Below are 24,216 nucleotides of genomic sequence, written 5' to 3'. Positions count from 1 at the left end.
TTTTTCTCCTCAGGAGAAAGAGATTCATAATCTTCTTGTTTATAATGAGACAAACACGGTTTATTGACTGATTTTCAGTCAGGGCGCAAAGGCAATACGATGGACAAGATGCGATTTCAGCAGCAACTTCAGGCCTTCGAGCAGTGGAAGAGCAACATCATCCATACCATCGAAGAGTATGGTCCTTGGCTTGAAGCGAACAACATGTCGACCCCGGAGGTCCAGGCACGCATCCAGAACACCCTGGAGACCCTGAAAAACGACCGTCTCACCATCGCCTTCGTCGCCGAATTCTCCCGCGGCAAGACCGAGCTGATCAACGCCATCTTCTTTGCCGACTATGGCCGCCGCCTGCTGCCCTCCGAGGCCGGGCGCACCACCATGTGCCCCACCGAGATCTTCTATGATTCGGAGCGCAACGAGCCCTATGTACGCCTGTTGCCGATCGAGACCCGACTGCAGGACACTACCCTCTCGCAGCTGCGCAAAGACACCAAGCAGTGGGTCCACTATCCGTTGGAGGTAGGCTCCGCCGAACAGATGGAGGCGGCTCTCAAAGAGGTGATGCAGACCAAACAGGTCACCACTGAAGAGGCAATGCACCTGGGGCTCTACAGCGCCGACCTGCACCCGCATCAGAAGCGCGCCCCCAAGACCATTGAGATCCCCAAGTGGCGTCACGCTCTGATCAGCTTTCCCCATGAGCTACTCAATAAAGGACTAACGATCCTTGACACCCCCGGACTCAACGCACTCGGCACCGAGCCGGAGCTAACCCTTAACATGCTCCCCTCCGCCCAGGGTGTGCTATTCGTACTGGGTGCCGACACTGGCGTCACCCGCAGCGACATGGAGATCTGGCAGCACCACATCAAGGGCTTTCAGAGTGGCCGCCAGCACGGCCTGATGGTGGTACTCAACAAGATCGACACCCTTTGGGACGATCTGCGCGACCAACACGAGGTAGAGGAGGCAATCCATCTGCAGCGTGCTGAGGCGGCAAAACTGCTTGGCCTGAAGGAGCGCGCGGTATTCCCGGTCTCAGCACAGAAGGGGCTGCTGGCAAAGATCAAAAACGATACCGAACTGCTGGAACGCAGCTCACTGCTCGACCTTGAGAGCTACTTAGCCGATGACGTACTCGGTATCAAACAGCAGATCATCCTCGACACCATCGGCTCCGATGTGGGGCAGATGCTCGACAACAGCCGCAGCGTGCTCTCCAGCAAGCTGAACAACGCCAAGCGCCAGCTTGAGGAGTTGGAAGAGCTGAGCGGCAAGAGCGACGACATCATCAATAACCTGATGGAGAAGACCCGTCAGGAACAGTCCCAGTACATGGCCGATGTGGAGAGCTTCCAGCAGAGCCGCCTGCAGCTGAAAGAGCAGATTGAGAAGCTGCGTGCCGCCCTCGATCTGGATACCCTCAACGAAATCATCGCCCGCAGCCGCAAGGAGATGTCCTCCAGCTGGACCACCCACGGCATGAAGTCGGTGATGAAGCAGCTGTTCGAGGAGATCCGCCGCAACATGCACTCAGTGGTGGTGCAGAGCGATCAGACCCGCAAGCTGATCCGCGGCATCTATCGCAAATTCCAGAACGAACACGGCTTTGCGGTGGTGCAGCCGCGCATGTTCTCCATCGTCAAATTCCGCGTCGAACTCGAGCTGCTGCATCAGGAGGTGGAGGTATTCCGCAACAGCCCGATCACTACGATGATGGAGCAGAGCTTTGTGGTCAAACGCTTCTTCAGCGCACTGGTCTACCGTGCTGGAGAGATCTTCTCCCGCGCCAGCAAAGAGATCGATGTCTGGCTCGGCTCCGCCCTCGAGCCCCTGGTGCTGCAGATCCGCGATCACAAGGAGATGATGGAGAAACGTCTCACCAACCTGCAGAAAATCGGCCGCTCCCGTACCACCCTGGAATTCCGAATCGCCGAACTGCAGGAACAGTACACCGATGTAGCCAAGCAGCTCACTGCGTTGCGCAACATGTCCAACCGTATCAACAGCCGTCAGCCACTCAGACCGGGCGAACGCCCCTACCCGAAGCTGGTGAGGAAACGCAAAGCCTCCTGAATTACTGCACAGGGCCCTCTCCCGGCTGCGACAGTTGCGCTATCCTTACCCTGCGGTCGTCGGCCAGAGTCTGGCCCCGGCGACCCTGCAGCGCACAACGGCACCAGGAGAGGAGGAGTATCATCATGAAAACCAAGATCGCGCAGATCGCACTAGCCCTGCTCTATCTCTTTTCCGCCAATCTGCTGGCGGAGAACAGCACCACCATCCCCGGCTACAAGATCCACCACAATGCCCTACCGACCGCGGCACTCGACAGCGAGGTTGCCAAAGCGTACCAGATTCAGCGCAGCAAATACCGGGGCCTGCTAAATGTGAGTGTGATTAAAACCCAGGCCGGAACCACCGGTTCCCCGGCCCACGCCATAGTCCAGGCCTACGCCACCAATATCCTTGGTCAGCGCATCGACATCCCGATGCGGGAGGTCAAGGAGACAGGCGCCATCTACTACCTGGGTGAGTTCCGCATCACTGACCGGGAGACACTCAACTTTTCCATCAAGGTCAAGCCCCAGGGAGAGCCCCGCTTCTACAAGGCCCAGCTGAAACAGCAGTTTTTTATCGACTGAGGGACTCTGCACAGTGCGGCGGGCTCACAACGCCCGCCATACTGTCACCAACCCAAAGCCGATCACCATCAGCCCCGCCGCGCGGCGCACCCGGATATCCTTGGCCCAGCGGGCGATCCCGCTGCCTAGCAGCCCCATCGCAAACAGATTTGGCAGAGTGCCCAGGCCAAACGCAAGCATCAACCCCGCCCCCTCCAGCACACTGCCGGCCGAAACACTCCAGGCCAGGGTGCTATAGACGAGACCACAGGGGATCCAGCCCCAGATTAGCCCCAGCACCCAGGCCTGCCCCGGCGTGTGCACCGGCAGCAGATGGCGAGCGATGGGCTCTATGCGCCGCCACAGCGCGCCACCCAGTGCCTCGATGCGAGCCAGCCCAAGCCACCAGCCTCCCAGATAGAGGCCAAGAAAGAGCATGAAGAGACCGGCCACCCCGAGCAATACCCGCTGCGCCAGATAGACCGGCACCAGCTCCGCCAGCAACATACCCAGCCCGCCCATGATGCCGCCGGCGATCACATAACTGCTGATCCGCCCCAGGTTGTAACCCAGCTGATAGGGTAGGGTATCAACCAGGCTGCCGCGCAGCTTCTCAGGTAGCCCGAAGGTCAGCGCACCGATGATCCCGCCGCACATGCCAATACAGTGCACCCCGCCCGAAAGTCCGACGACAAACGCCGTCAGATAGCTCATCGGCTCAACCATGCTGATTCTCCTCTGCCGGCACATAGCGCATCGCCAACAGGATCAGCAACAACACTGGCACCCCCATCAGGGTGGTAGTAATAAAAAAACTGGCGTAGCCGATCGAATCAACCATCACCCCGGAAAAACCGCCGACAAGCTTAGGCAGTAGCAGCATCACCGAGCTGAACAGCGCATACTGGGTTGCCGAATAGGAGACATTGGTCAAGCTCGACAGGTAGGCGATAAAGGCGGCCGAAGCCAGCCCCCCCGAAAGGTTATCAACCGAGATCACCAGCGTCAGCATCCCCAAATCGTGTCCCAGCCCGGCCAGCCAGACAAACAGCAGATTGGTCGCGGCAGCCAGCAGACCGCCGATCAACAATACCCGCATCACCCCAATACGCACCATCAATAGGCCACCCAAGCCTGCCCCGACCAGGGTCATAATCACCCCGTAGACCTTGGTGATGGTCGCCACTTCCGCCTTGCTGTATCCCATATCCACATAAAAGACGTTGGAGATCACCCCCAGCACCACATCGGAGATCCGGTAGCTGGCGATCAGTGTCAGGATCAACAGGGCATGCCAACGGTAGCGGACGATAAAGTCGACAAATGGGCTGATCGCCGCCGCATAAAACCATTCGCTAAACCGTCGCAGCGGGCGTGGCAGCCAGCCCTGCTGCTCCAGCAGCTCGATCCCCTCCGACTCGCGGCGGCGCGTCTCACCATTCGCATCCACCTCGGGTTCACTGATCAGCAGGGTGGTCACCATCCCCACCAGCATCAACCCCGCCATCGACAGATAGGCGGCACTCCAGGCCGACTGCTGGTAGATCGACGAATCCGCTTCGAACAGCGCTGCAATCGCCAGCGCGCCAGCCCCGGCAACAATCATCGCCAGCCGGTAGCCGAGCATGTAGGTCGCCGCCATGGCACCCTGCAGATCGCGACTGACACTTTCGATGCGGTAGGCATCAATAGCAATATCCTGAGTGGCGGAAGCAAAGGCCACCAGCAACGCCAGGGCGACAAACAGCGTCAGCTCCTCACGCGGGTCGAACAACGCCATGCCGACCAGCCCGGCCAGGATCGTCAGCTGCGCCAACAACATCCAACTGCGCCGTCGCCCCAAGCGAGCGGTCAAACCAGGCAGCGGCAGACGATCCACCAGCGGTGCCCACAGCCACTTCAGGCTGTAGGCGAGCGCCACCCAGCTGATGAAACCGATGGTACTGCGTTCAATACCTGCCTCACGCAACCAGAACGAGAGGGTGCCGAACACCAGCAGCAGCGGCAGGCCGGCAGAGAAACCCAGAAACAGCATCCCCCGAACCCGAGGCTGGGTATAGACCTCCAGCGCCTCCAGCCAGCCGATAAAGAAACTATGGATTGGATTGGGCAAGCGAACCCTCCAGAAACAGATAGAAGACGCAGCCCCAGCCTGGACAACGGCAAAACCCGGCTATTATAAGCAGCTGGCAAAATCATTTCCCCCAGAAACGCAACAGCAGGTTAAAATGCCCCGTCTTTTTAACCAGGATGCCGAAAAATGCAGGATTATCAACGCGAATTTCTCGACTTCGCCCTCGATGTAGGCGTGCTCCGCTTTGGCGAATTCACCCTCAAGTCAGGACGCATCAGCCCCTACTTCTTCAATGCTGGCCTGTTCAACACTGGCGCAGCTCTGGCGCGATTGGGGCGCTACTACGCCCAAACTATCGTCGACTCCGGCATCGAGTTCGATCTACTCTATGGCCCCGCCTACAAAGGCATCCCGCTGGCGGCGGTGACTGCCGCCTCGCTCTATGACCAGCACCAGATCGACATCCCCTACGCCTTCAACCGCAAGGAGGCAAAGGATCACGGCGAGGGCGGCATAGTCGTCGGTCACGCCCTGGAGGGGCGCATCCTGATCATCGACGATGTGATCTCAGCCGGCACCTCGGTACGCGAATCGGTGGAGATCATCCGCGACCTGGGGGCCACCCCGGCCGGAGTGGTAATCGCCCTCGACCGCCAGGAGCGCGGCCAGGGTGAGCGTTCGGCAATTCAGGAGGTGCAGAACGACTACGGCATGCCGGTCAGCTCCATCGTGCAGCTGGAGCAGCTGATCGAGTATCTGCAGGCGAGCCCCGATTCCGCTGAATCACTGCAGCAGATCCGCGACTACCGGGAGCGCTACGGCATCTGAGTGGAGCAGGAGCGGCTCAGCCAATCACCAGCTTCGTCCCCACCGCCAGGGTGACCACCTCAAAGCCTCGCTTGATCCAACGGTTGCCCTTGGTGATGGAGAGATGCGCCCCCAGATAGCCGCCCAGCAGTGACCCTGCCAGCAGCACCGGCAGCCACTCCCACTGGATCTCTCCGAGCAGGCTCAGGGTCAGTGCGCCAGAGCCATTCCAGAACATGCCGACCAGCACCAGGGTATGCGCCACCGCCGTGCGGTAATCCATGCCAAACCAGCGCACCAGCCAGAGGGTCACGAACAGCCCTGTCCCTGAGGTCAAAGAACCGTTGAGAAAGCCAATACAGAATAGTCCCAATCCGCCAAGCAGATATCCCGGCAGGTCACGATGAGCCGGGCAGTACTCCTGGCCCAATGAGCGCTTCAACAGCGAGTAGACTCCCAGCCCAAGGGTCAAGATGCCCAGCGCCACCTCGGCAACCCGGTCCGGGACCCGCAAGATCAGGCTGGCACCAAGGATTACGCCGGGGATACCCGACAACAGCAGAAACAGCGAGAACCACCACTCCAGTCCACCTTCATGCAGGTGGCGTATCGTCGCCCCCACCCCCAAAGCGACCGAAGCGACCTTGTGAGTCGCCAACGCCACACCGAACGGCAACCCCAGAAAAATCAATGCCGGCAACTGCACCAAGCCAGCGCCGCCACCGGAAAACGCCGAAAAGAGATTGGCCAGTAGCGAGATCAGAAAAAGAGTGAACTGTTCCACGGATGGGTGATCTCAGCGAAAATAGGCAATCGATACCATTTGAGGAATGGTGGGAGAAACATTCTAATAGAGTGGGGGAGAAGGGAATTCCAGCCAAAGACAACGATAATAAGGAATTCAAACAGCCAGCCGCTAGGTTCTGTAGACGAAGCGGAGCGAAGTAAAGATTATGGCCAAACTGAACATCTTTTTCAAAACTGGATCTCTGCTAATGGTAGCGCTGGCACTGGCGCTGCCAGCGCAAAGCAGTGCAGGCCGGCTCTACAAGTGGACCGACGAAGAGGGCCGGATCCACTACGCTGACAGCATCCCTCCGGAATACGTCAAACAGGAACATAGCAAGCTGGATGAACGGGGCATCGTCGTCGACCGGATCGATGCCGCCAAGACCAAACAGCAGTTGCAGCTGGAGGCGATCCAACGGCGTCTTCAGCAGGAACAACAGGCGCTGATCGATCAGCAAAAAGCCGCGGATCGGGTGTTGCTGCGCACCTTTCGCAGTGAAGACGACATCATCATGGCCCGCGATGGCCAGCTCAGGGCGGTGGATTTAACGATCCTGATGACCCAGACCAACATCAAACGGATCAAGAACAGCCTGCTGGAGATGCAGCAAAACGCTGCCGCTCTGGAACTGAGCGGTGAAACCCCCTCACCCGATTATCTCGCGCAGATCGATCGCAAACGCCAGGCGCTGAAGGCGGCCTACCAGTCGATTGTCAAACGGGAACAGGACAAAAACCGTATTCGCACCGCGTTTGCCCGCGACCAAGCCCGCTTCCGCGAACTCAAGCACCTAAGTGCAAGTCAGAGCAAAGATGGGGAAGCCGGAACCGACAAGACAGGCGGCACGCAAGAGCGCCCATTGAACAATGTCTTCGAGTGCTCTGGCAACGACAGCTGCAATAGCGCCTGGTCCAGAGCCAAACGCTTTCTGCGCAACCATGCCACCACCCCCGTCAAAATGCTCGCCACCAATATCGTGATGACCGGACCACCGGTGGATGATCACGATATCAGCATCACCATCTCCCGCATCCGCAATCCAGATAAAAGGGGCACTGTGATCTTCATGGATCTGCAGTGCAAAGACTCCCCGGCGGGTAACGCATTCTGTAACAGCAAAAAGATAACTGGGGTCAAGCGAGGCTTTATCGAGGCCCTCTCGGAACACCCTACTTCACCTGACAAACAGTGAGGCAAGCAGCGGGGCCAGGGCCTGTACGATAACGCCTAGCTCTGCATCTGCCGCAAAGCCCCCTCAAGGATGCGCCACTGCGCATCCCACTCCGCCAGCGGGGAGTCGGCAAACCCACTCCGCAGATGCTGGTGCATGCGCCCCTCCACCACCGCCAACAGCAGATTGGCTCCGACCCGCGCATCGATCCCAGCATAGCCCTGATCACGCATCGTCCCTTCGCGCAGGATCTGCCGCAACTGGGTCTCCAGGCGCGCAAAAAACTGCCCAACTCGCATCAGCAGACGTTCCGTTTCCCCCACCAACGCATCGCCCAGCAGCACCCGCGAGATACCGGGATTACGGTCAGCAAAGGCCAGCAGTAGATAGAGTAGCCGCCCGCAACGCACCCGCGCATCCTGTTCCTCTTCCAGGATCTGATTGACCCGCACAAAGATGCTCTCCTCGGCAAAGTCGATCAACCCTTCGAACATCTTCGCCTTGCTGGCAAAGTGGCGATAGAGCGCCGCCTCCGACACCCCCACCGCCCTTGCCAACGAAGCCGTGGTAATCCGCCCGCGGGGGTTACGCTCCAGTTCTGTTGCCAAGGCTTCGAGGATCAGCTGTTTGCGGGAGACCTTGCCACTCATCAGCGCCGCCGGATCAGGGTGCCGACACCCTCGTCGGTAAACAACTCCAGCAACACCGCATGCTGCAGACGACCATCGATGATATGGACTGAGTTGACTCCGCCGGTCACCGCATCCAGCGCGCAGCCGATCTTTGGCAGCATGCCGCCATGGATGGTGCCGTCTGCGATCAGCTCGTTGACCCGCTCGCTGGTGAGGCCGGTCAACAGGCCACCCTCTTGATCAAGCAACCCCTTGGTATTGGTCAGCAGAATCAGCTTCTCCGCCTGCAGCACCTCTGCCACCTTGCCCGCCACCAGATCGGCGTTGATATTGTAGGAGCGACCATCCTCGCCGACACCAATCGGCGCGATCACTGGGATAAAATTGCCATGCAGCAACATCTCCACCACGCTGGTGTCGATGCTCTCCACCTCCCCCACATGGCCGATATCGATGATCTCCGGGGCCTCCAGCTCCGGTCCCTTCCACTCCACCAGCAGCTTGCGAGCACGGATCAGGTCACCATCCTTGCCGGTCAAACCGACCGCCCTGGCACCGGCGCGGTTCAGCAGGTTGACGATATCTTTGTTGACCAGCCCACCCAGCACCATCTCCACCACATCCATGGTCTCGGTGTCGGTAACACGCATGCCCTGGATGAATTCTGAATCCTTGCCGAGGCGCTCCAGCAGGGAGCCGATCTGTGGCCCACCGCCATGCACCACCACCGGGTTGATGCCAACCAGCTTCATCAACACGATATCGCGGGCAAAGCTGCTCTTGAGATCTTCGTCAACCATCGCGTTGCCACCATACTTGATGACGATGGTCTTGCCGCTGAAACGCTGGATGTAGGGCAGCGCGGCGGTCAATACATGGGCAATGTTATGGGCCTGTTCCGGAGTCAAAGACATAGTGTTATTACAAAGGTTCTAAATAGAATTGAAAGGTCGGATGACCGGTTAAAACGGCATCTCCAGCTCGGGTGCGACTTTCTGCATCAGCGTGCGGAAGACATCCTGTACCACCTTCAGCGCCTGGGCATCATCCGCCTCAAAGCGGAACACCAACGACGGGGTAGTGTTGGAGGCCCGTACCAGACCCCAGCCCCGCTCGAACTCGGCACGCAGTCCGTCGATCCAGACCATGCGAGCACCAGGGATCTCCGGCTGCTGCTCCAGGGCATCCATGATCTTGTCTCCCTGCCCCTCTTCAAGCTGCACCTGATACTCCGGTGTCGACTCACCCTCGGGCAGACCGGTGAAGACTTCGGCACTAGACAGCTGCTCAAGCGCCAGGATCTCCAGCAGGCGTGCACCAGCATAGAGCGCATCGTCGAAGCCATACCAGCGTTCCGCAAACATGATGTGTCCGCTGAACTCACCAGCGAGCAGGGCACCAGTCTCCTGCAGCTTCGCCTTCAACAGCGAGTGGCCACTCTTCCACATCAGCGGTCGACCGCCGTTGGAGAGCACCACATTGGCCAGATGCCGGGAGCACTTGACGTCATAGACAATGTCACCGCCTGGCAGGCGGGCCAGCACATCGATGGCGAGATACATCAACACCCGATCGGGCCAGATCAACTTGCCGGAGGAGTCGATCACTCCTAGGCGATCCCCATCCCCATCGAAGGCGAGCCCCACATCGGCCTGGTTTTCGACCACCGCCTGCTTCAGGGCCTCCAGATTCTCGGGCCGACTCGGGTCGGGATGGTGGTTGGGAAAGCTGCCATCCACCTCACAGAACAGCTCCACCACATCACAACCAAGGCGTCTAAACAGCTCTGGCGCCACCATACCCGCCACGCCGTTACCGCAGTCAACCACCACCTTCAGGGAGCGCGCCAGGCGCACATCGTTGATCACCCGTTCGATATAGTCTTCGGTAATCTCGCGTATATTCCGCTGCCCCTGCCCCTTCATCAGGCGGCCATCCGCGATCCGGCGGTAGAGTCCCTGGATCTGCTCGGGGGAGAGACTCTTTTCACCCAGCACCACCTTGATGCCGTTATATTCGATCGGATTGTGGCTGCCGGTGACGATACAGCCACACCCCACATTGAGTTCATGCACCGCATAGTAGAGCAGTGGTGTCGGTAGCATGCCGATGTCAATAACATCGCGCCCGCTCGACAATAGCCCATTGATCAGGGCCTCCTGCAGCGCCTCACTGGAGTTGCGTCCATCCCTGGCCACCACGATCGACTGGAAGCCCTGCTCATAGCCCTCGCTGCCGATCGCCTGGCCGATGGTGTAGGCCACATTCTCGGTCAGGGTTTCGCCGACCAGACCGCGGATGTCGTAAGCACGAAAGATGCTGGCCGGCACCGCTGCGAGTGCATCGGCGTTCTCCAGCGCCTCGGCCTGCCTCGCACGCCTGTCAGCACCCGGCTGATCGGTTTTCGGCACTGCGAAGATATCCTCCTCCACCATAATCCCTTCAGTGGCTGAGGCGCTGCCACGCTTGCGCCGCTCACGGCGCTGCTTGCGCGCATTGGCGAACTCGCGAGCCTGATGTTCAATGATCTCCAAGGTTGACTGCATATCGAGCAGCTTTGCCTGTTGGCGCTTCGGCGACTTGCCCGCCATCAACACCTCGGCCAACTCCAGCAGGCTGTACTGATCCCCCTTCAGCGCCCGCTGCATCTGCAGCGCCAGCAGCCCCATCAGCGCCACTGCCAGTAGTGCCGCTATCCCACCCGGCGCCAGCAGATAGATCTGCTCCAGCAGAGGTGTGCTCACCTGCCCCGACCAATAGGCCACCTCCCAGATGGTTCCGTCGACCTCAAAACGTCCATCCGGCTCGCCAGCCGCCCTGCCGCTCCCACCTGCGGCCAGCACCAGCGGCGCAGCTCTCTGCACCAGTTGGCGCACCTCGACACGACCATTCAGGCGGCTGCGCTCAACCACATCCTGCAACAGGGCCACAGGGAAGGCCGCATGTATCACCCCCAGCGCGGGGCCTTGTTTGCTGTTTCGCACCGCCACCGCTATTGCGATATGCTGCTGCGCCCCGCCAAACTTGTGCACCTGGGCCGGAGGTACTCCTGGCTGCTCCTCCGCAAGTCGGATCAGCTCCAGGGAGGCGTAGCCAAGATGAGGCATCGCGCTGTTTTCTGGTTCGCGCTGACCGGCAGCCAGCAGACGCAATCGCAGCACCCCTGGCAGCAGCCGGTTCAGCTGCTCTGCGTAGCCATCAAGCTCCGCTCGATTATCAGTGCTGAAATAGTCGGCCAGCTGCGGATCCTGCGCTATCCCGAGCAACATCTGCATGCGTGCCTGGGTAGTAACGGCGACGCGCTCCGCCACACCGGAGGCAACCAGCCGCGCCTCGCGCTCAACTGCCGCCGCATCCTTCAGGCTGGCCTGCAGGTAGAGGATCGCGCTCACCAGAAGAAACAGCACCACCACTACCGCAGCCGCTATCGACCAATACCAGCGGATCCCTCTGCCGGTCGGGCTCTGCCTGGTGCCCGTTTTTTCTTTCCGCTTACTTCTCTTACTCATAAGCTCGCTATCTCAAAGCTCCTTCCGATCCTGCAAATGCCTGGGGGCAGGCATTCCAAACCACCACTGCCTAAGGCATTCGCCACACACCCGCAACCTGGAGCGATCTGCTGCATCAACTGTTTTCCTGCTGGGTCCGCGCATGATATCGCTCCGCGATGCGAGCGGCGAGCCGTGCTGCCAATTCACTCTTTAGCATCATCGGCAGCGATTCGCCCCCCCCTTCCCACAGCAGGGTCAGGGCATTCTCATCCCGTTCAAAGCCACCCTCTGCGGCAGCGACACGATTGGCGGCAATCAGATCGATTCTCTTAGCCCTGCGCTTCTCCTCCGCATAGGCCTTCACGTTCTGGGTCTCGGCGGCAAAGCCAACAGTAAAGGGCGGATCTTCAGCAGCCGCGACATCTGCCAGGATATCGGGATTGCGCTCCAGCTCCAGCGTCATGACCGTCTGCTGCTTTTTGATCTTCTGCTGCGCCATCTCGCGGGGGCGATAGTCCGCCACCGCAGCCACTCCGACAAAAATATCGCACCCCGCCAACTGCTCCGACACCGCCAGCTGCATCTCCTGGGCTGTCTCCACATCGATGCGCTGCACCCCCGCAGGGGTTGCCAGTGCGACCGGTCCAGCCACCAGCACCACCTCGGCGCCAAGCCGACGCAACGCCGCCGCCAGGGCAAAACCCATCTTGCCGGAACTGCGGTTACTGATGAAACGCACCGGATCGATCGGCTCACGGGTCGAACCAGCGGTCAGCACCACTTTGACTCCAGCCAGCGTCCCACCTACAAAATGGGCACTGACTTGATCCAGCAGTGCCTCCGGCTCCAGTATGCGTCCCGGCCCGCTCTCACCACACGCCTGCACGCCCTCCGCCGGCCCCCAGATCAGCAGGCCACGAGCAGTGAGCCGCTGTACATTCTCCTGGGTCGCCGGATTGAGCCACATCTGCCGATTCATCGCCGGCGCCAGCGCGATAGGGGCTGTGGTGGCCAGACAGATGGCGCTCAGCAGATCATTCGCCATGCCGACGCTCAGTCGGGCCATGAAATCGGCAGAGACGGGAGCAATCAGGATCAGATCCGCCCAGCGGGCCAGCTCGATATGCCCCATCGCCGCCTCTGCTGCGGGATCAAGCAGTTCAGTATGGACCGGCCGACCGGAGAGTGCCTGGAAGGTAAGTGGGGTGACAAAGGTCTGGGCAGCGGCAGTCATCGCTACCCGCACCTCAGCGCCGGCCTCGATAAGTGCACGCAGCAGCATCGCACTTTTATATGCGGCGATGCCCCCGGTTACGCCCAACAGGATCTTTTGGTTGGCTAGAGCCGACATGAGTCGTTAGACCATCCTGAACAAAAATCGGTTATAGAGGGTACCTTAAGGTGCCAAAACCTCAAAGTGACAGTGTTAACACTCTGAGTGAGTACTAACATCGGCAGAACCCGCCGAAACAGGCTAGATTTAGCTCCAGACAACCAACATAGCAGCATGACAGGGAGGTCATATGCCGATTACCGACTGGCCGTTAGACGAGCGCCCGCGGGAGAAACTGCTCAAACAGGGGGCGTCTAGCCTCACCGACGCCGAACTGCTGGCGATCTTTCTGCGTACCGGGGTGGCCGGCCGCACCGCAGTGGATCTGGCCCGCGACCTGCTCACCGAGTTCCAGGGGCTGCGGCCGCTGCTCACCGCCGACCGCCAGGTCTTCTGTCACGGCAAAGGCCTGGGCAACGCCAAGTACGCCCAGTTGCAGGCAGTGCTCGAGATGGGGCGGCGTTATCTTGGCGAGGATCTGAACCGCGGCAGCCCGCTCACCCGCCCGGAGCAGACCCGCCACTACCTAAGCGCACAACTGCGCCACCATCCGCACGAGGTCTTCGCCTGCCTGTTTCTCGACAACCGCCACCGCGTCATCATCTTCGAGGAGTTGTTTCGCGGCACCATCGATGGCGCCAGTGTCCACCCCCGGGAAGTCGTGAAACGGGCCCTGCATCATAATGCGGCAGCGGTAATCCTGGCTCACAACCATCCCTCCGGGATCGCCGAACCCAGCGATGCGGACCGGCGCATCACCCTGCGTCTGCAACAAGCCCTAGAGCTGGTGGAGATCCGCGTGCTCGACCATTTCGTGATTGGCGATGGTCGACCCTACTCGTTCGCCGAGCAGGGCCTGATCTAAAATCAGCCGCCACGGACCCAGACAGCTTGCGCTCCCTCCCGCTCTCTGCTATAAATACGCGCCTTTCGCCCCAGGGTTAACAGTTTTTAGAGGTTTGGACCATGTCAAAAGTCTGCCAGGTCACCGGCAAGCGCCCGGTCAGCGGGAACAACGTCTCCCACGCTCATAACAAAACCAAACGCCGTTTTCTGCCCAACCTGCACTACCATCGCTTCTGGGTTGAGAGCGAGAACCGCTGGGTTCGTCTGCGCGTCACCTCCAACGGTATGCGCATCATCGACAAAAAAGGCATCGACACAGTGCTGGGCGAGATCCGCGCCCGTGGTGAAAAGGTCTAACAGAGGAAACCATCATGCGTGACAAGATTCGACTGGTATCCAGCGCCGGCACCGGCCACTTCTACACCACCACCAAGAACAAGCGCAACATGCCCGGCAAGATGGAGATCAAAAAGTTTGACCCCACCATCCGCAAGTATGTCATGTACAAGGAAGCGAAGATCAAATAAGCCGCTTCCCTGCGACCCTGCGGCATCCTGAAAGCCCGTCCCTGAGACGGGCTTTCTTTTTCTCGGAGCCCCAACAGAACCCTATAAATGGCGCCAGAAGCGGTAAACATTTTCCCTCACCTGCCGACTTAGCAGGAGACCACCGCACCCCGGGATAATAGGGAAACCAGTACTAATGAAGGATATCTACGTCGGCAGGCAGGCGATCTATGACCGTTCCCTGGAAGTCTATGCCTATGAGCTGCTATTCCGCCAGGGCAATCAGGATGGCAGCAACGTCAACCAGTTGACAAACGGCGACTTTGCCTCCTCAGAAGTACTCCTCAACTGCTTTGTCGAGATCGGCCTGGAACGCATCGTCGGCCCCCACCGCGCCTTCATTAACCTGACCCGCAACCTGCTGCTCGACCACCCGCAACTGGCATTCGACAAAGAACGGGTGGTTATGGAGATACTCGAAGATATCCCGGTGGACGAGCCCCTGGTGACGCGGGTGCGTGAGCTGGCCGAACAGGGCTACACCATCGCCCTCGACGACTACGCCTTCGAGGAAANGTGGGACCCACTGCTGCCCCACGCCCACATTATCAAGGTAGAGATCCCCGCCCTCACCCCCGAGCAGCTGCAGGCCGGCCTGCCAAAGCTGCGCCAACATAAGCTCTTGCTGCTGGCGGAGAAGATCGAGACCGAAGAGGAGTTCCAGCAGTGCCTCGAGTTGGGCTTCGATCTCTTTCAGGGCTACCACTTCTCCCGCCCCAAGGTGGTGGAGGATAAGCGGCTAGAGGAGAACCAGATGGTGATCATGCAGCTGGTCTCCCGGCTCAACGATCCGCAGGTGGAGATCAGAGACCTGGAGCATCTGATCGCCCAGGACGCCAGCCTCAGCTACAAGATCCTACGCTTCATCAACTCCGCCGCCGTCGGCATGCCGCGCCGCGTCGAGTCGATCCACCAGGCTGTGGTCTTCATGGGGCTAACACGGATCCGCGCCTGGGCCAGTCTGCTGGTGCTGTCGCGGGTGGCAAACAAACCCCAAGACTACTTCACCACCGCCCTGGTACGCGCCCACATGTGCCAGCGCCTGCTCAGCAAAAGCGGCTCCAACTGCTCCGCCGAGATGGGATTCAGCGTCGGCCTACTCTCCATCCTCGACCTGCTGATGGANGTCCGCTGGCGGAGATCATTGGCGAACTGGGCCTCTCCGACGAACTGAACACCGCCCTGCTCGATCACGCTGGCCCCGCCGGCCGCGCCCTGGTCTGCACCCTCAATTACGAATCTGGCAATATCCAACCTGACGACCGTTTTGAGCTCGATCTGGGTGAATTGACCGAGATCTTTCTCAACGCCTCCAAGACCGCCTTCGCCGAGGCCCAGGCGCTGGGCGAAGCCTAAACACCCGACTACGTCTGCGACAACAGCAGGTTCCCCACCCCATCGACTCGACAGCGCCAACCGGGGGCGATCCAGCTGGTTGAGACCTGCTCAGTCACCAGCGCCGGACCAACAACCTCACGCCCCGCCAGTAGCTCAGCACGCTCGTAACAGGGCACCTCAGCCTCGACTCCGGCAACCCGTATCGACTCCCACTCAGCCAGCGCAGCAGCCGCAGGCACAGCCTTCAGCGCCACCTGCGGGCTTGGCCCCTGCAACCCAACTCGCAGATTGACCAGCTCCACCGGGGCCTCCATGCGGTGGCCGAAGCGGACCTGATGCCGTGCATGAAACTGCTCCGCCATTTGATCAAGCCCCTCCCAAGGCAAATTGAGCGTATAGGACTGCCCACGGTAACGCAGATCGAGCGAATCGCACCGCTCAACCTGCGCTCTCGCAACTCCCTCCGCCAGCAATGCTTGCAGACCGGACTCAGCCAGCGCATCCAGCTCCCGTCGAATCAAATCCTCGCTCAACTCCTTCAGCAGACCGAGCCGGGTGCGCGCCAGCTGCCGCCCCGGCCGGCTCGCCAACATGCCCAGCGCCGACAGCACTCCAGCCTGCACCGGCACCATCGCCTGAGTCATCCCCAAAGCCTCGGCCAGGGCACAAACATGCAGCCCGCCTGCNCCACCAAACGAGACGAGGGTAAAGCCACGCGGGTCGACCCCGCGCTGCACCGAGATCACCCGCAGCGCCCGCGCCATGTGCTCGTTGGCGATGCGGACAATCCCCTCGGCGGCCTGCTCCGGCGACAAACCCATCGCCTCGGCAAGCCCGCCCACGGCACGCCGCGCCGCAGCCAGATCGAGCCGCATCCGGCCGCCGAGAAAGGCGTCGGCACGCAGCCGCCCCAACACCAGATTGGCGTCGGTGACCGTTGGCCGCTCCCCCCCGGCGCCGTAGCAGGCGGGACCAGGTGCGGCCCCCGCTGACTCCGGCCCCACCTGCAGCATGCCGCCGTCGTCGAGGTAGGCGATGGAACCACCGCCTGCGCCGATGGTATGCATGTCGACCATCGGCACCGCCACCGGCCAAGGACCAATGCGCCCTTCGCGGGTCAGTCGCGGCGCACCGTCGAGCAGCGCCACATCGGTGGAGGTACCGCCCATATCAAACGAAAGCAGCCGCTCATGTCCGGAGGCCGCCGCCACGAAGCGCGCCCCCACCAGACCGCCCGCCGGCCCCGAGAGCAGCATCCGCACCGCCTGATGCGCCGCCTGCTGCGCCGCAATCGCCTCGCCGGAGCTCTGCATCACCGACACCCGAGCCCCCGGCAACCCCGCCTGCAGCCGACCAATGTAGCCCTCCACCAGCGGCCCCACCCAACCATTTAGCCAGGTGGCGATACCGCGCTCATATTCACCTGCCTCCGGCAGCACCGCCGAGGAACGGGAGACAAACACCGCCTCCGGCAACACTGCCTCGATCTCCCGCTCGAAACAGTCATCCAGGTAGGCGTAGAGCAGGTTGATCGCCACCGCGCGGGGTTTGAGTTCAGACACCGCCTCGACCAGAATCTGCAGATCGGCCTCAGTCAGATCTTCGATCAGTGAGCCGTCCGCCGCCAGCCGCCCGCCGGTCTCCAGGCAAAGCCCCTCAGGCACCGGCGGCGCGATCGGCTCCGGCTGCAGGTTGTAGAGTTCGCGCCTCGCCTGACGGCCGATGGTGAGCAGATCCTTCAGCCCCCGATTGCCGATATAGAGGGTGCGCACGCCCTTCCCCTCTAGCGCCGCATTGGTGGCCACGGTGGAGCCGTGCACCACCCGCAGCTGCGCCGGGTCGAGCCCCATCTCGGCGATGCCCTGCAGGATCGCCCGCTCCGGCGCGTCCGGTGTCGACAGCACCTTGTGGATGCGCAACCCGGCAGCATCGAATAGCACGAAGTCGGTAAAAGTACCGCCGGTATCAACACCCAGATATTTCAAGATCATCCCCATCGAAACAGTGAGAGGCAAAGATACCCTCCACCTCCGCAAAGACAAAGCCGCCCCATGCAAAAAGCCGCTTGTGGGTCGGCAGCAAATTCCTTATCTTGCGCCAGATGGAAACCCTGCTGACCACCCACAAGCTGAGCCGCGAGTTTGGCCAAAAACGCGCCCTGCAGAGACTCAACTTGCAGCTGCAACGCGGTGAGGTAGTCGGCCTGCTGGGGCCCAACGGGGCTGGCAAATCCACCGCGATGCGGCTGATCAGCGGCGCTCTGGCGCCCAGCCACGGTCGTGTCACGGTGGCCGGCTTTGACATGCAGCAGCAGCCGATCGAGGCGAAACGCCGGCTCGGCTATCTGCCGGAACGCCCACCGCTGCATCCCGAGCAGCGGGTCGATGAGTATCTCTACGACTGCGCCCGGCTCAGGGGGCTGACGCCTCAGGCAGCCCGCGAGGCTCTCGGCAACAGCAAACGCCGCTGCGGCCTGGAGAGCGTTGGCAGACGCCTGATCCGCAACCTCTCGAAGGGCTACCAGCAGCGGGCCGGCATCGCCCAAGCGATCATCCACGCCCCCGACCTAATCATCTTCGACGAGCCCACCGAGGGGCTCGACCCGGCACAGATCCGCGAGGTGCGCGAGCTGATCCGTGAGCTGGCCGAGCAGAGTGCGGTGCTGCTCTCCAGCCACATCCTCAGCGAGGTGGAGGCCTGCGCCGACCGAGTGACAATCTTGCAGCAGGGACGCGCCATCTACCAGGGTGCAATCGAGCCAGCCCAGACTCCGCTGCTGCGGCTCCAGCTGCAGCAGAACCCGGGGAATGAAGCCCTCACACAGCTGCCGCAGATCGCCTCTGTCGAACGCCTCCACACCGACTACTTCCGGGTGCAACTGTCCCCCAAAGCCACCGCCCCCGAACTGGCAGCGCAGATTGTGCAGCAGGGCTGGGGACTTCGGCAACTCAGTGAGGAACGCCTCAGCCTGGAGCAGATCTACCTCGAGGCGACCAGCGGCAGGACCAGCCAAGGGGCCTCTGAATGAGCTGGCGGCTGGCCTGGATTGAGTGGCGGCGGCTGATGCGCACCCCGTTCGCCTGGATAGTGCTGGCGCTGGCCAGTCTGCTGCTGGGCTGGCAGCTGCTACAGACCCTAGATGCCTTCAGCAGCACCCCGGCGGTCGGGCGTCTGTTTGGCCTGAGCCGCCATCTGGGGCTGGAGCTGTTTGGCCTGACGGCAGTGCTGATCCTGTTTATCACGCCGCTGCTGACGATGCGCCTGTCAGACAGCAGCAACAGCCTGTTGAGCACCGCACCGCTACGTCTCCGGGAGATCCTACTCGGCCAGTACCTCGCCCTGCTGGGGGTCATCGCGCTGGTTGCGCTGTTGCCACTGGGGCTGTCGATACCACTGGCGGTCGGCACCCAACCCGACTGGGGACTGTTGGCCACCGCCAGTCTCGGTCTGTTACTGCTGGGCAGCAGCTTCGCCGCCATCAGCCTCTATGTTTCCAGCCTGAGCCGCACCCCGGGGGCCGCGGCTGCGGGCAGCTACGGCCTGCTGCTGCTGCTCTCCATCATCAGCCAATACGCCTCTGCCGACAGCAGCGGCCTACTCAGCTGGTTTGGCTGGCCACCTCACTTCCTCAACCTGCAACTGGGTTGGGTGCGCAGCAGCGACATCGCCTATTTCCTGCTGTTGAGTCTGTTTTTCCTCGGCCTGGCGCTGCACCGCCTACAGCTGCGCCGGGAGAGCTGAGCATGAACATTGGCAAACAAATCCACCAGCTGATCTTCCCGCTGCTGAGCCTGGCGCTGCTGTTGCTGCTCGCCTGGTTCAGCAACCGCTACCAGTGGCAGTGGGACTGGACCCGTAACGGCAGCCACACCCTTAGCGAGACCAGCATCGCACTGTTGCAGCGCCTCAAGGGCCCACTGCAGGTGACCATCTTCACTCCCCGCGCCTCGACGCTGCAACAGCAGGTGGAGCGTTTCATCGAACGCTACCAACGCTTCAAGCCCGACCTGCAGTTGACATTTGTCGACCCGATCCGCAACCCCGACGCCAGCCGCCGCCAGGGGATCTCCCTCTCCGGTGAGCTGGTCCTGCGCTACCAGGGGCGGGAGGAGCGTCTGCAGCGGCTCAGCGAGCTTCACTTCAGTAATGCCCTGCAGCGCCTCAGCCAGCAACAGCACCACTGGATTGCCGCGCTCACCGGCCACGGCGAACGGGATCTGCACGGCAAGGCCAACCACGACCTGGGGGCGTTTGGCCAATCCCTGCAGCAGAAAGGCTACCAGCTGGTCGCTCTGACCCCTGCCACTGTGCCGCCAGACAACACCGCTCTGCTGCTGATCGCCTCCCCCACCACTGCCCTGCTGGAGGGCGAGCTGGCGTTGATTGAGGCCTACCTGCAGCAAGGCGGTAATCTGCTGCTGCTGACAGACCCATCCAGCCGCGAGAGCCTGCAGCCGCTGCTACAGCAACTCGACATCGAAGCCCTGCCCGGCACTCTGGTAGACGCCAATGTGCGCCGCCTCGGCATCGACAACCCAACAGTGGCACTGGTCTCCGAATATCCAGAGTTTCCCGCCACCGCCGGTTTCGATCTGCTCACGCTGTTTCCGGAGAGCCTGGCGCTGCAGGCGGATCAGACCCGCGATTGGCAGGTCACCGGGCTGCTGCGCACCCTGCCACAGAGCTGGAACGAGACCGGCCCGATCCACGGCGAGGTGGAACGCAATCCTGAACTTGGCGAACAGGCCGGGCCACTCACCATCGGCCTCGCCCTCACCCGCCAGCGGGGCGAGCGCGAACAGCGGGTGGTGGTGATCGGCGACGGCGATTTTCTCTCCAACAGCTATCTGGCCAATGCCGGCAATCTTGATCTGGGACTGGCCCTGGTTGGTTGGCTGGCCGGCGCTGAGCAGCTGATCGGCATCCCACCACGACCGATCCTCGACCGAGAGCTGCAGCTCTCACCGCTGACCAAAGGGATCATCGGGCTGGGCGCACTGTTCGGCCTGCCGTTGCTACTGTTCAGCATCGGTGGGCTACTCGGCTGGCGACGCAACCGGGCCTGAGATGCGCACGCTCAGCCGGGTCAATCTGATCTTACTGCTGCTGGTCGCCCTGCTGGGTGGGGCGGCCTGGTGGCTGCAATCCAGCGACATGCCGCCGCCGCTGACCCGACTTAGCCCAGCCAGGATCCAACAGATCCGACTGATCCGTGCGGGACAGACGATCGAGCTGCAGCGGCACAATGGGGTCTGGTGGTTGGGCGAGGCACGGGCCGATCAGCAACGGGTGGCGCAACTACTGGGCATCGCCACAACCCCTAGTCTGGCGCACTTTCCACTGCCGCAGGGGCGCCTCGCTGCGTTCGGCCTGCAGCCACCTGAAACGATCCTCTGGCTCGACCAGACCGAGCTACGTTTTGGCACCACAGAACCGCTCAGCGGCCAGCGCTATCTGCAGATCGGTGATCAGGTCCATCTGATCGGCGATGGCTTTCGTCACCACCTGAGCGCGCCGGCAGCGGCATTTCTGGAGTAAATATGCCTGAACTGCCAGAAGTAGAGACCACCCGCCGCGGCATCGCGCCACACCTTGAGGGCGCCGCTGTCAGTGGGATTGTCGTGCGCCAGCCGCGGTTGCGCTGGCCTGTGCCAGAAAATCTGAGTCCACTGCTAAATGGCCAGCGGCTCAATTCGGTGGGACGGCGGGGTAAATATCTGCTGCTCAACTTCGCCCCAGGCAGCCTGCTCCTGCACCTCGGCATGTCGGGCAGTCTGCGGGTGCTGCCGAACGGTACGCCGCCCCAGCGCCACGACCACTTCGACCTGGAGTTCGACAACAATTCACTGCTGCGCCTGCGTGATCCACGGCGCTTCGGCGCCGTGCTCTGGCAGCCGACCGGCGAGTGCCATGAACTGCTAGCCAGGCTAGGCCTCGAACCACTGCGTGAGGGTTCGATGGCGACTATCTGCATCAGATCGGCCAATCACGCAGCGTCGCCATCAAGCAGCTGATCATGGAGAGTCGCGTGGTGGTAGGAGTCGGCAACATCTACGCCAATGAGTCGCTGTTCCGCGCCGGCATCCACCCACAACGGGCCGCCAACCGCATCGCCCTGGCACGCTACCAGCGGCTTGCCGCTGCGATCGTCGAGGTACTCAATGCGGCGATCGCACAGGGCGGCACCACCCTGCGTGACTTTCAGCAGGAGGATGGCTCCCCCGGTTACTTCGCCCAGCAGTTGCAGGTCTATGGCCGAACCGGCGAGCCCTGCCCGATCTGTGCTGAGCCGATCCGCCTAAAAACCCTGGGGCAGCGCTCCAGCTTCTACTGCCCGCTCTGCCAGCGCTGAACACCCGACCGGCTTTCTGTAACAAAAAACATTACAAGGCCAGCGATTTTTGAGCACACGTTCAGCAAACATTGAACGCATCTCCGATACCTGGCCTGGACGGCAGTTCTCTAACTACATGACAAGGCTCATTTTTTAACGACTCTCAACTGATTTTCTACATCACTGCACACTGGCTCCAGAGAGAATTAGTCATCACGCACAGGGACGCCGCTTACCCGGCGCCCCTGCTGCAACAACAGCCGATAATCCAACAGGACTCAATCACCCCGTCATGGACGTGCGTGACAGAGCGTGCAACCGATCTCCGTCCCTTTACTAACATGGACTGTGCGACCACCATCATCATCGCTTTGGTAATCCCGATCAGCCGCAGCACGAGAGAGAACAGTGCCATTCAGGTCATTGCCATGGCAGGCCTTACAGGCATTGGGATTGCGGCGATAGAAGTCTTCATGTCCAAGATCCCAACTGCTGCTGTTAACATTGTGCATACCATGGGGGCCATCCAGGGTATTGGGCAGACTGGTGTGGCAGGTGGCGCACTCAGCGATCGTGCCGGTGTGCCCCTGGATCTGAGTGGCGGCCACATTGTCATTGGAGCTGTTCTGAGCATTCGGCCAGATCGCATGGGTCGAGCCGTGGCAGCCCTCGCAGGCAACACCACCATGCCCCAGGCTGTTGCGGTACAGCTCTGCGCTATTTCCGGCAAACCGTAGGTTGTTGACAGACCTGGGGGCCGCTGAATTGTCACTGCTATCCCAGGCTTGGGTGAGACGGATGTCGGCACCCAGATGATCGAGCGCATCACCGGTATGACAGGATTCACAGCGTGGTTCGTCGATCCAGGGGCGGCGCGTAGAACCATCGGGCAGAGGAAAAACACCGCCGATTGCTAGCATGTCACCGTGGCAGTTCTGACAGACGATACCTGCGTTACCCATAGCGCCCCGCAGGCATTTGGTAATCTTGCCCGGATGGCATTGGTAACAGGTTTCCTCCAGGGTGCCATCTGCTGGAAACAGGTCGGCCCCAGTGTCCGGGTCTTTCAAACGCCCATGGTAACCGTGCATGACCTGGGACATCATGTCATGGCCAATCTGGTCTCCGGTTGGCCCCCCATTGCCAGCCAAGTCAAGTGCTGCCGAGTAGTGACAGCGAGCACAAAGTACCGGGCGTTGGTTGTGCAAATCGGTGCCGTGCTTCTTGTCATGCAGTAGCAGAATGTTCTCCTTCGCCGCCTGCAATACGCTGTTGGGATCGGTAATATCGTCAGGAAAGACAAAGGCGATGGAAGAATCCCTTGCTCCAACCTCTCCTACCGCGTGGCAATTCTGGCAATCGGCTTCCGATGCGACCGGCAACACGACATCAACGCTCGCCAGATCCTCCCCAGAGGAAGGGGCTGCAGCATTCACTCGCATTAAGGGATAGGCTTGAGTACCGCCCGAGTCATCAACGGGCAGTATGGGTATACCCTCGGCAGAGAACCAGCTTTTTGCACTATTGAATCCATTGAAAACCTGGGCGTCATTGGCCGAATAGGGGGTCAGGATACCCGGCATTTCTTGCTGAGTGAGTCCCTCATCAGGTTGCGGATTTATGCCAAACAGGTCAAAGACATACGTATTGCCCGTCGCTGGATTGATGTCCCAAAAATTACTCTTAGTAAAACTCCCGCTCGGAGGATTCTGGCTAGTCGTAGTGATCGATCCATTCGCATCCAGTTGTGCCTTATAGGTAACAACAACCTCACTATTATCGAGGAGGCGTGGCGTGGCGCCCCGTTCGATCACTTGACTATGCACCACATTGAAAGGGGGCAGAACAACAAAATTAGAGTAATCCAAGTCGGCACAATGCATACCTAGATCATTAAAGGCGAGCACCCTATGGCTGCCGCTGACAACAGGCACCCCGTTGTCGGTACTAGTACTTTCACCGCCACAGGCAGTCAGTAGAAGGGCGCAGGAGAGGGCCACGCTCAACGTTTTGAGTGGATTCATCAATGGTTTTTCCTGAGTGGTCAAACAACCGGTTTAAATGGGAATGAGAATCTATTCTGCGACATAAAGCCAGATCAAGGAAGGAGGTCGCAAATTCTTAAGCTGACCATCAAACAGATCGCCTGTAGGCCCGACTTTAGCCGGGCAGGTCTGTCTGCAAGCGGTCCTACAGAGCGATGTATG

The 24,216-nt window shown here is 60.7% G+C and carries 21 protein-coding genes and 1 pseudogene; 13 read left to right on the top strand and 9 right to left on the bottom strand.

Features of this window, described 5'->3' with window-relative positions:
- The first annotated feature begins 99 nt into the window (after positions 1 to 99).
- Complete coding sequence (locus tag RIFP1SYM_RS04250; RefSeq protein ID WP_006474738.1) at positions 100 to 2,079, top strand: dynamin family protein; 1,980 nt, start codon at positions 100 to 102, stop codon at positions 2,077 to 2,079.
- 125 nt (positions 2,080 to 2,204) lie between these two features.
- Complete coding sequence (locus tag RIFP1SYM_RS04245; RefSeq protein ID WP_005959894.1) at positions 2,205 to 2,648, top strand: DUF4426 domain-containing protein; 444 nt, start codon at positions 2,205 to 2,207, stop codon at positions 2,646 to 2,648.
- 24 nt (positions 2,649 to 2,672) lie between these two features.
- Here RIFP1SYM_RS04245 and RIFP1SYM_RS04240 read toward each other — a convergent pair whose 3' ends face one another.
- Both RIFP1SYM_RS04240 and RIFP1SYM_RS04235 read right to left on the bottom strand, forming a co-directional pair.
- Entirely contained in the window at positions 2,673 to 3,353 is a 681-nt protein-coding gene (locus tag RIFP1SYM_RS04240; protein ID WP_006474737.1) for a sulfite exporter TauE/SafE family protein, read from the bottom strand.
- Positions 3,346 to 4,740, bottom strand: a complete 1,395-nt coding sequence (locus RIFP1SYM_RS04235) for an AmpG family muropeptide MFS transporter (protein WP_005959892.1) — start codon at positions 4,738 to 4,740, stop codon at positions 3,346 to 3,348. The genes RIFP1SYM_RS04240 and RIFP1SYM_RS04235 overlap by 8 nt, the downstream gene beginning before the upstream one ends.
- Before the next feature lie 147 nt (positions 4,741 to 4,887).
- Here RIFP1SYM_RS04235 and pyrE point away from each other — a divergent pair, with 147 nt between their 5' ends.
- Positions 4,888 to 5,529: an orotate phosphoribosyltransferase gene (pyrE, locus tag RIFP1SYM_RS04230; RefSeq protein WP_005959891.1), complete on the top strand. Its 642-nt coding sequence runs from the start codon at positions 4,888 to 4,890 to the stop codon at positions 5,527 to 5,529.
- A 16-nt stretch (positions 5,530 to 5,545) separates the two neighbouring features.
- On the opposite strand, the gene RIFP1SYM_RS04225 is transcribed toward pyrE, so the two are convergent.
- On the bottom strand, positions 5,546 to 6,292 hold the full coding sequence (locus tag RIFP1SYM_RS04225) for a sulfite exporter TauE/SafE family protein (protein WP_005959890.1): 747 nt from the start codon (positions 6,290 to 6,292) through the stop codon (positions 5,546 to 5,548).
- Between the two features lie 211 nt (positions 6,293 to 6,503).
- On the opposite strand from RIFP1SYM_RS04225, the gene RIFP1SYM_RS04220 reads away from it, so the two are divergent.
- Positions 6,504 to 7,490, top strand: coding sequence for a DUF4124 domain-containing protein (locus tag RIFP1SYM_RS04220; RefSeq protein ID WP_240991643.1), 987 nt, complete (start codon positions 6,504 to 6,506; stop codon positions 7,488 to 7,490).
- Positions 7,491 to 7,525: 35 nt separating this feature from the next.
- Here RIFP1SYM_RS04220 and slmA read toward each other — a convergent pair whose 3' ends face one another.
- The 4 genes from slmA to coaBC all read right to left on the bottom strand — a co-directional run bounded on the left by slmA (position 7,526) and on the right by coaBC (position 12,943).
- Complete coding sequence (slmA, locus tag RIFP1SYM_RS04215; RefSeq protein WP_005959888.1) at positions 7,526 to 8,119, bottom strand: nucleoid occlusion factor SlmA; 594 nt, start codon at positions 8,117 to 8,119, stop codon at positions 7,526 to 7,528.
- Entirely contained in the window at positions 8,119 to 9,015 is an 897-nt protein-coding gene (gene argB / locus RIFP1SYM_RS04210) for an acetylglutamate kinase (RefSeq protein WP_005959887.1), read from the bottom strand. Before argB ends, slmA begins: the two co-directional genes overlap by 1 nt.
- Positions 9,016 to 9,063: 48 nt before the next feature.
- On the bottom strand, positions 9,064 to 11,610 hold the full coding sequence (locus RIFP1SYM_RS04205) for a phosphomannomutase/phosphoglucomutase (protein ID WP_005959886.1): 2,547 nt from the start codon (positions 11,608 to 11,610) through the stop codon (positions 9,064 to 9,066).
- A 115-nt stretch (positions 11,611 to 11,725) separates the two neighbouring features.
- Positions 11,726 to 12,943 (bottom strand): bifunctional phosphopantothenoylcysteine decarboxylase/phosphopantothenate--cysteine ligase CoaBC, encoded by a 1,218-nt coding sequence (coaBC, locus tag RIFP1SYM_RS04200; RefSeq protein WP_005959885.1) that lies wholly within the window; start codon positions 12,941 to 12,943, stop codon positions 11,726 to 11,728.
- A 172-nt stretch (positions 12,944 to 13,115) separates the two neighbouring features.
- Between coaBC and radC the strand changes: the two genes are divergently transcribed.
- From radC to RIFP1SYM_RS04180, 4 genes are all read left to right on the top strand, one after another.
- Positions 13,116 to 13,790, top strand: coding sequence for a RadC family protein (gene radC, locus RIFP1SYM_RS04195; RefSeq protein WP_005959884.1), 675 nt, complete (start codon positions 13,116 to 13,118; stop codon positions 13,788 to 13,790).
- Positions 13,791 to 13,891: 101 nt separating this feature from the next.
- Complete coding sequence (gene rpmB / locus RIFP1SYM_RS04190) at positions 13,892 to 14,128, top strand: 50S ribosomal protein L28 (RefSeq protein ID WP_005959883.1); 237 nt, start codon at positions 13,892 to 13,894, stop codon at positions 14,126 to 14,128.
- A 14-nt stretch (positions 14,129 to 14,142) separates the two neighbouring features.
- The gene (rpmG, locus tag RIFP1SYM_RS04185) at positions 14,143 to 14,298 is read left to right on the top strand and encodes a 50S ribosomal protein L33 (RefSeq protein WP_005959882.1); all 156 of its coding nucleotides are present in this window, start codon (positions 14,143 to 14,145) and stop codon (positions 14,296 to 14,298) included.
- Between the two features lie 175 nt (positions 14,299 to 14,473).
- Entirely contained in the window at positions 14,474 to 15,511 is a 1,038-nt protein-coding gene (locus RIFP1SYM_RS04180; RefSeq protein ID WP_005959881.1) for an EAL and HDOD domain-containing protein, read from the top strand.
- 190 nt (positions 15,512 to 15,701) lie between these two features.
- On the opposite strand, the gene RIFP1SYM_RS04175 is transcribed toward RIFP1SYM_RS04180, so the two are convergent.
- Positions 15,702 to 17,672: a hydantoinase/oxoprolinase family protein gene (locus tag RIFP1SYM_RS04175; RefSeq protein ID WP_476756435.1), complete on the bottom strand. Its 1,971-nt coding sequence runs from the start codon at positions 17,670 to 17,672 to the stop codon at positions 15,702 to 15,704.
- 104 nt (positions 17,673 to 17,776) lie between these two features.
- Here RIFP1SYM_RS04175 and RIFP1SYM_RS04170 point away from each other — a divergent pair, with 104 nt between their 5' ends.
- From RIFP1SYM_RS04170 to mutM, 5 genes and pseudogenes are all read left to right on the top strand, one after another.
- A complete protein-coding gene (locus tag RIFP1SYM_RS04170) occupies positions 17,777 to 18,703 on the top strand; it encodes an ABC transporter ATP-binding protein (protein ID WP_039959709.1) in 927 nt (308 codons plus the stop codon).
- Positions 18,700 to 19,416: an ABC transporter permease gene (locus RIFP1SYM_RS04165; RefSeq protein ID WP_005959878.1), complete on the top strand. Its 717-nt coding sequence runs from the start codon at positions 18,700 to 18,702 to the stop codon at positions 19,414 to 19,416. The genes RIFP1SYM_RS04170 and RIFP1SYM_RS04165 overlap by 4 nt, the downstream gene beginning before the upstream one ends.
- A 2-nt stretch (positions 19,417 to 19,418) precedes the next feature.
- Positions 19,419 to 20,741 (top strand): GldG family protein, encoded by a 1,323-nt coding sequence (locus tag RIFP1SYM_RS04160; RefSeq protein ID WP_005959877.1) that lies wholly within the window; start codon positions 19,419 to 19,421, stop codon positions 20,739 to 20,741.
- A gap of 1 nt (position 20,742) precedes the next feature.
- Positions 20,743 to 21,213, top strand: coding sequence for a hypothetical protein (locus RIFP1SYM_RS04155; RefSeq protein ID WP_006474469.1), 471 nt, complete (start codon positions 20,743 to 20,745; stop codon positions 21,211 to 21,213).
- A 2-nt stretch (positions 21,214 to 21,215) separates the two neighbouring features.
- A pseudogene (mutM, locus tag RIFP1SYM_RS04150) lies at positions 21,216 to 22,027 on the top strand (bifunctional DNA-formamidopyrimidine glycosylase/DNA-(apurinic or apyrimidinic site) lyase).
- Between the two features lie 272 nt (positions 22,028 to 22,299).
- On the opposite strand, the gene RIFP1SYM_RS04145 reads toward mutM, so the two are convergent.
- Positions 22,300 to 24,057, bottom strand: coding sequence for a hypothetical protein (locus tag RIFP1SYM_RS04145; RefSeq protein WP_005959873.1), 1,758 nt, complete (start codon positions 24,055 to 24,057; stop codon positions 22,300 to 22,302).
- Positions 24,058 to 24,216: the final 159 nt, after the last annotated feature.

The sequence above is a fragment of the endosymbiont of Riftia pachyptila (vent Ph05) genome (assembly GCF_000224455.1).
In the GTDB taxonomy this organism is placed as follows: domain Bacteria; phylum Pseudomonadota; class Gammaproteobacteria; order Chromatiales; family Chromatiaceae; genus Endoriftia; species Endoriftia persephonae.
This window is presented reverse-complemented; position numbering and strand designations above follow the sequence as displayed.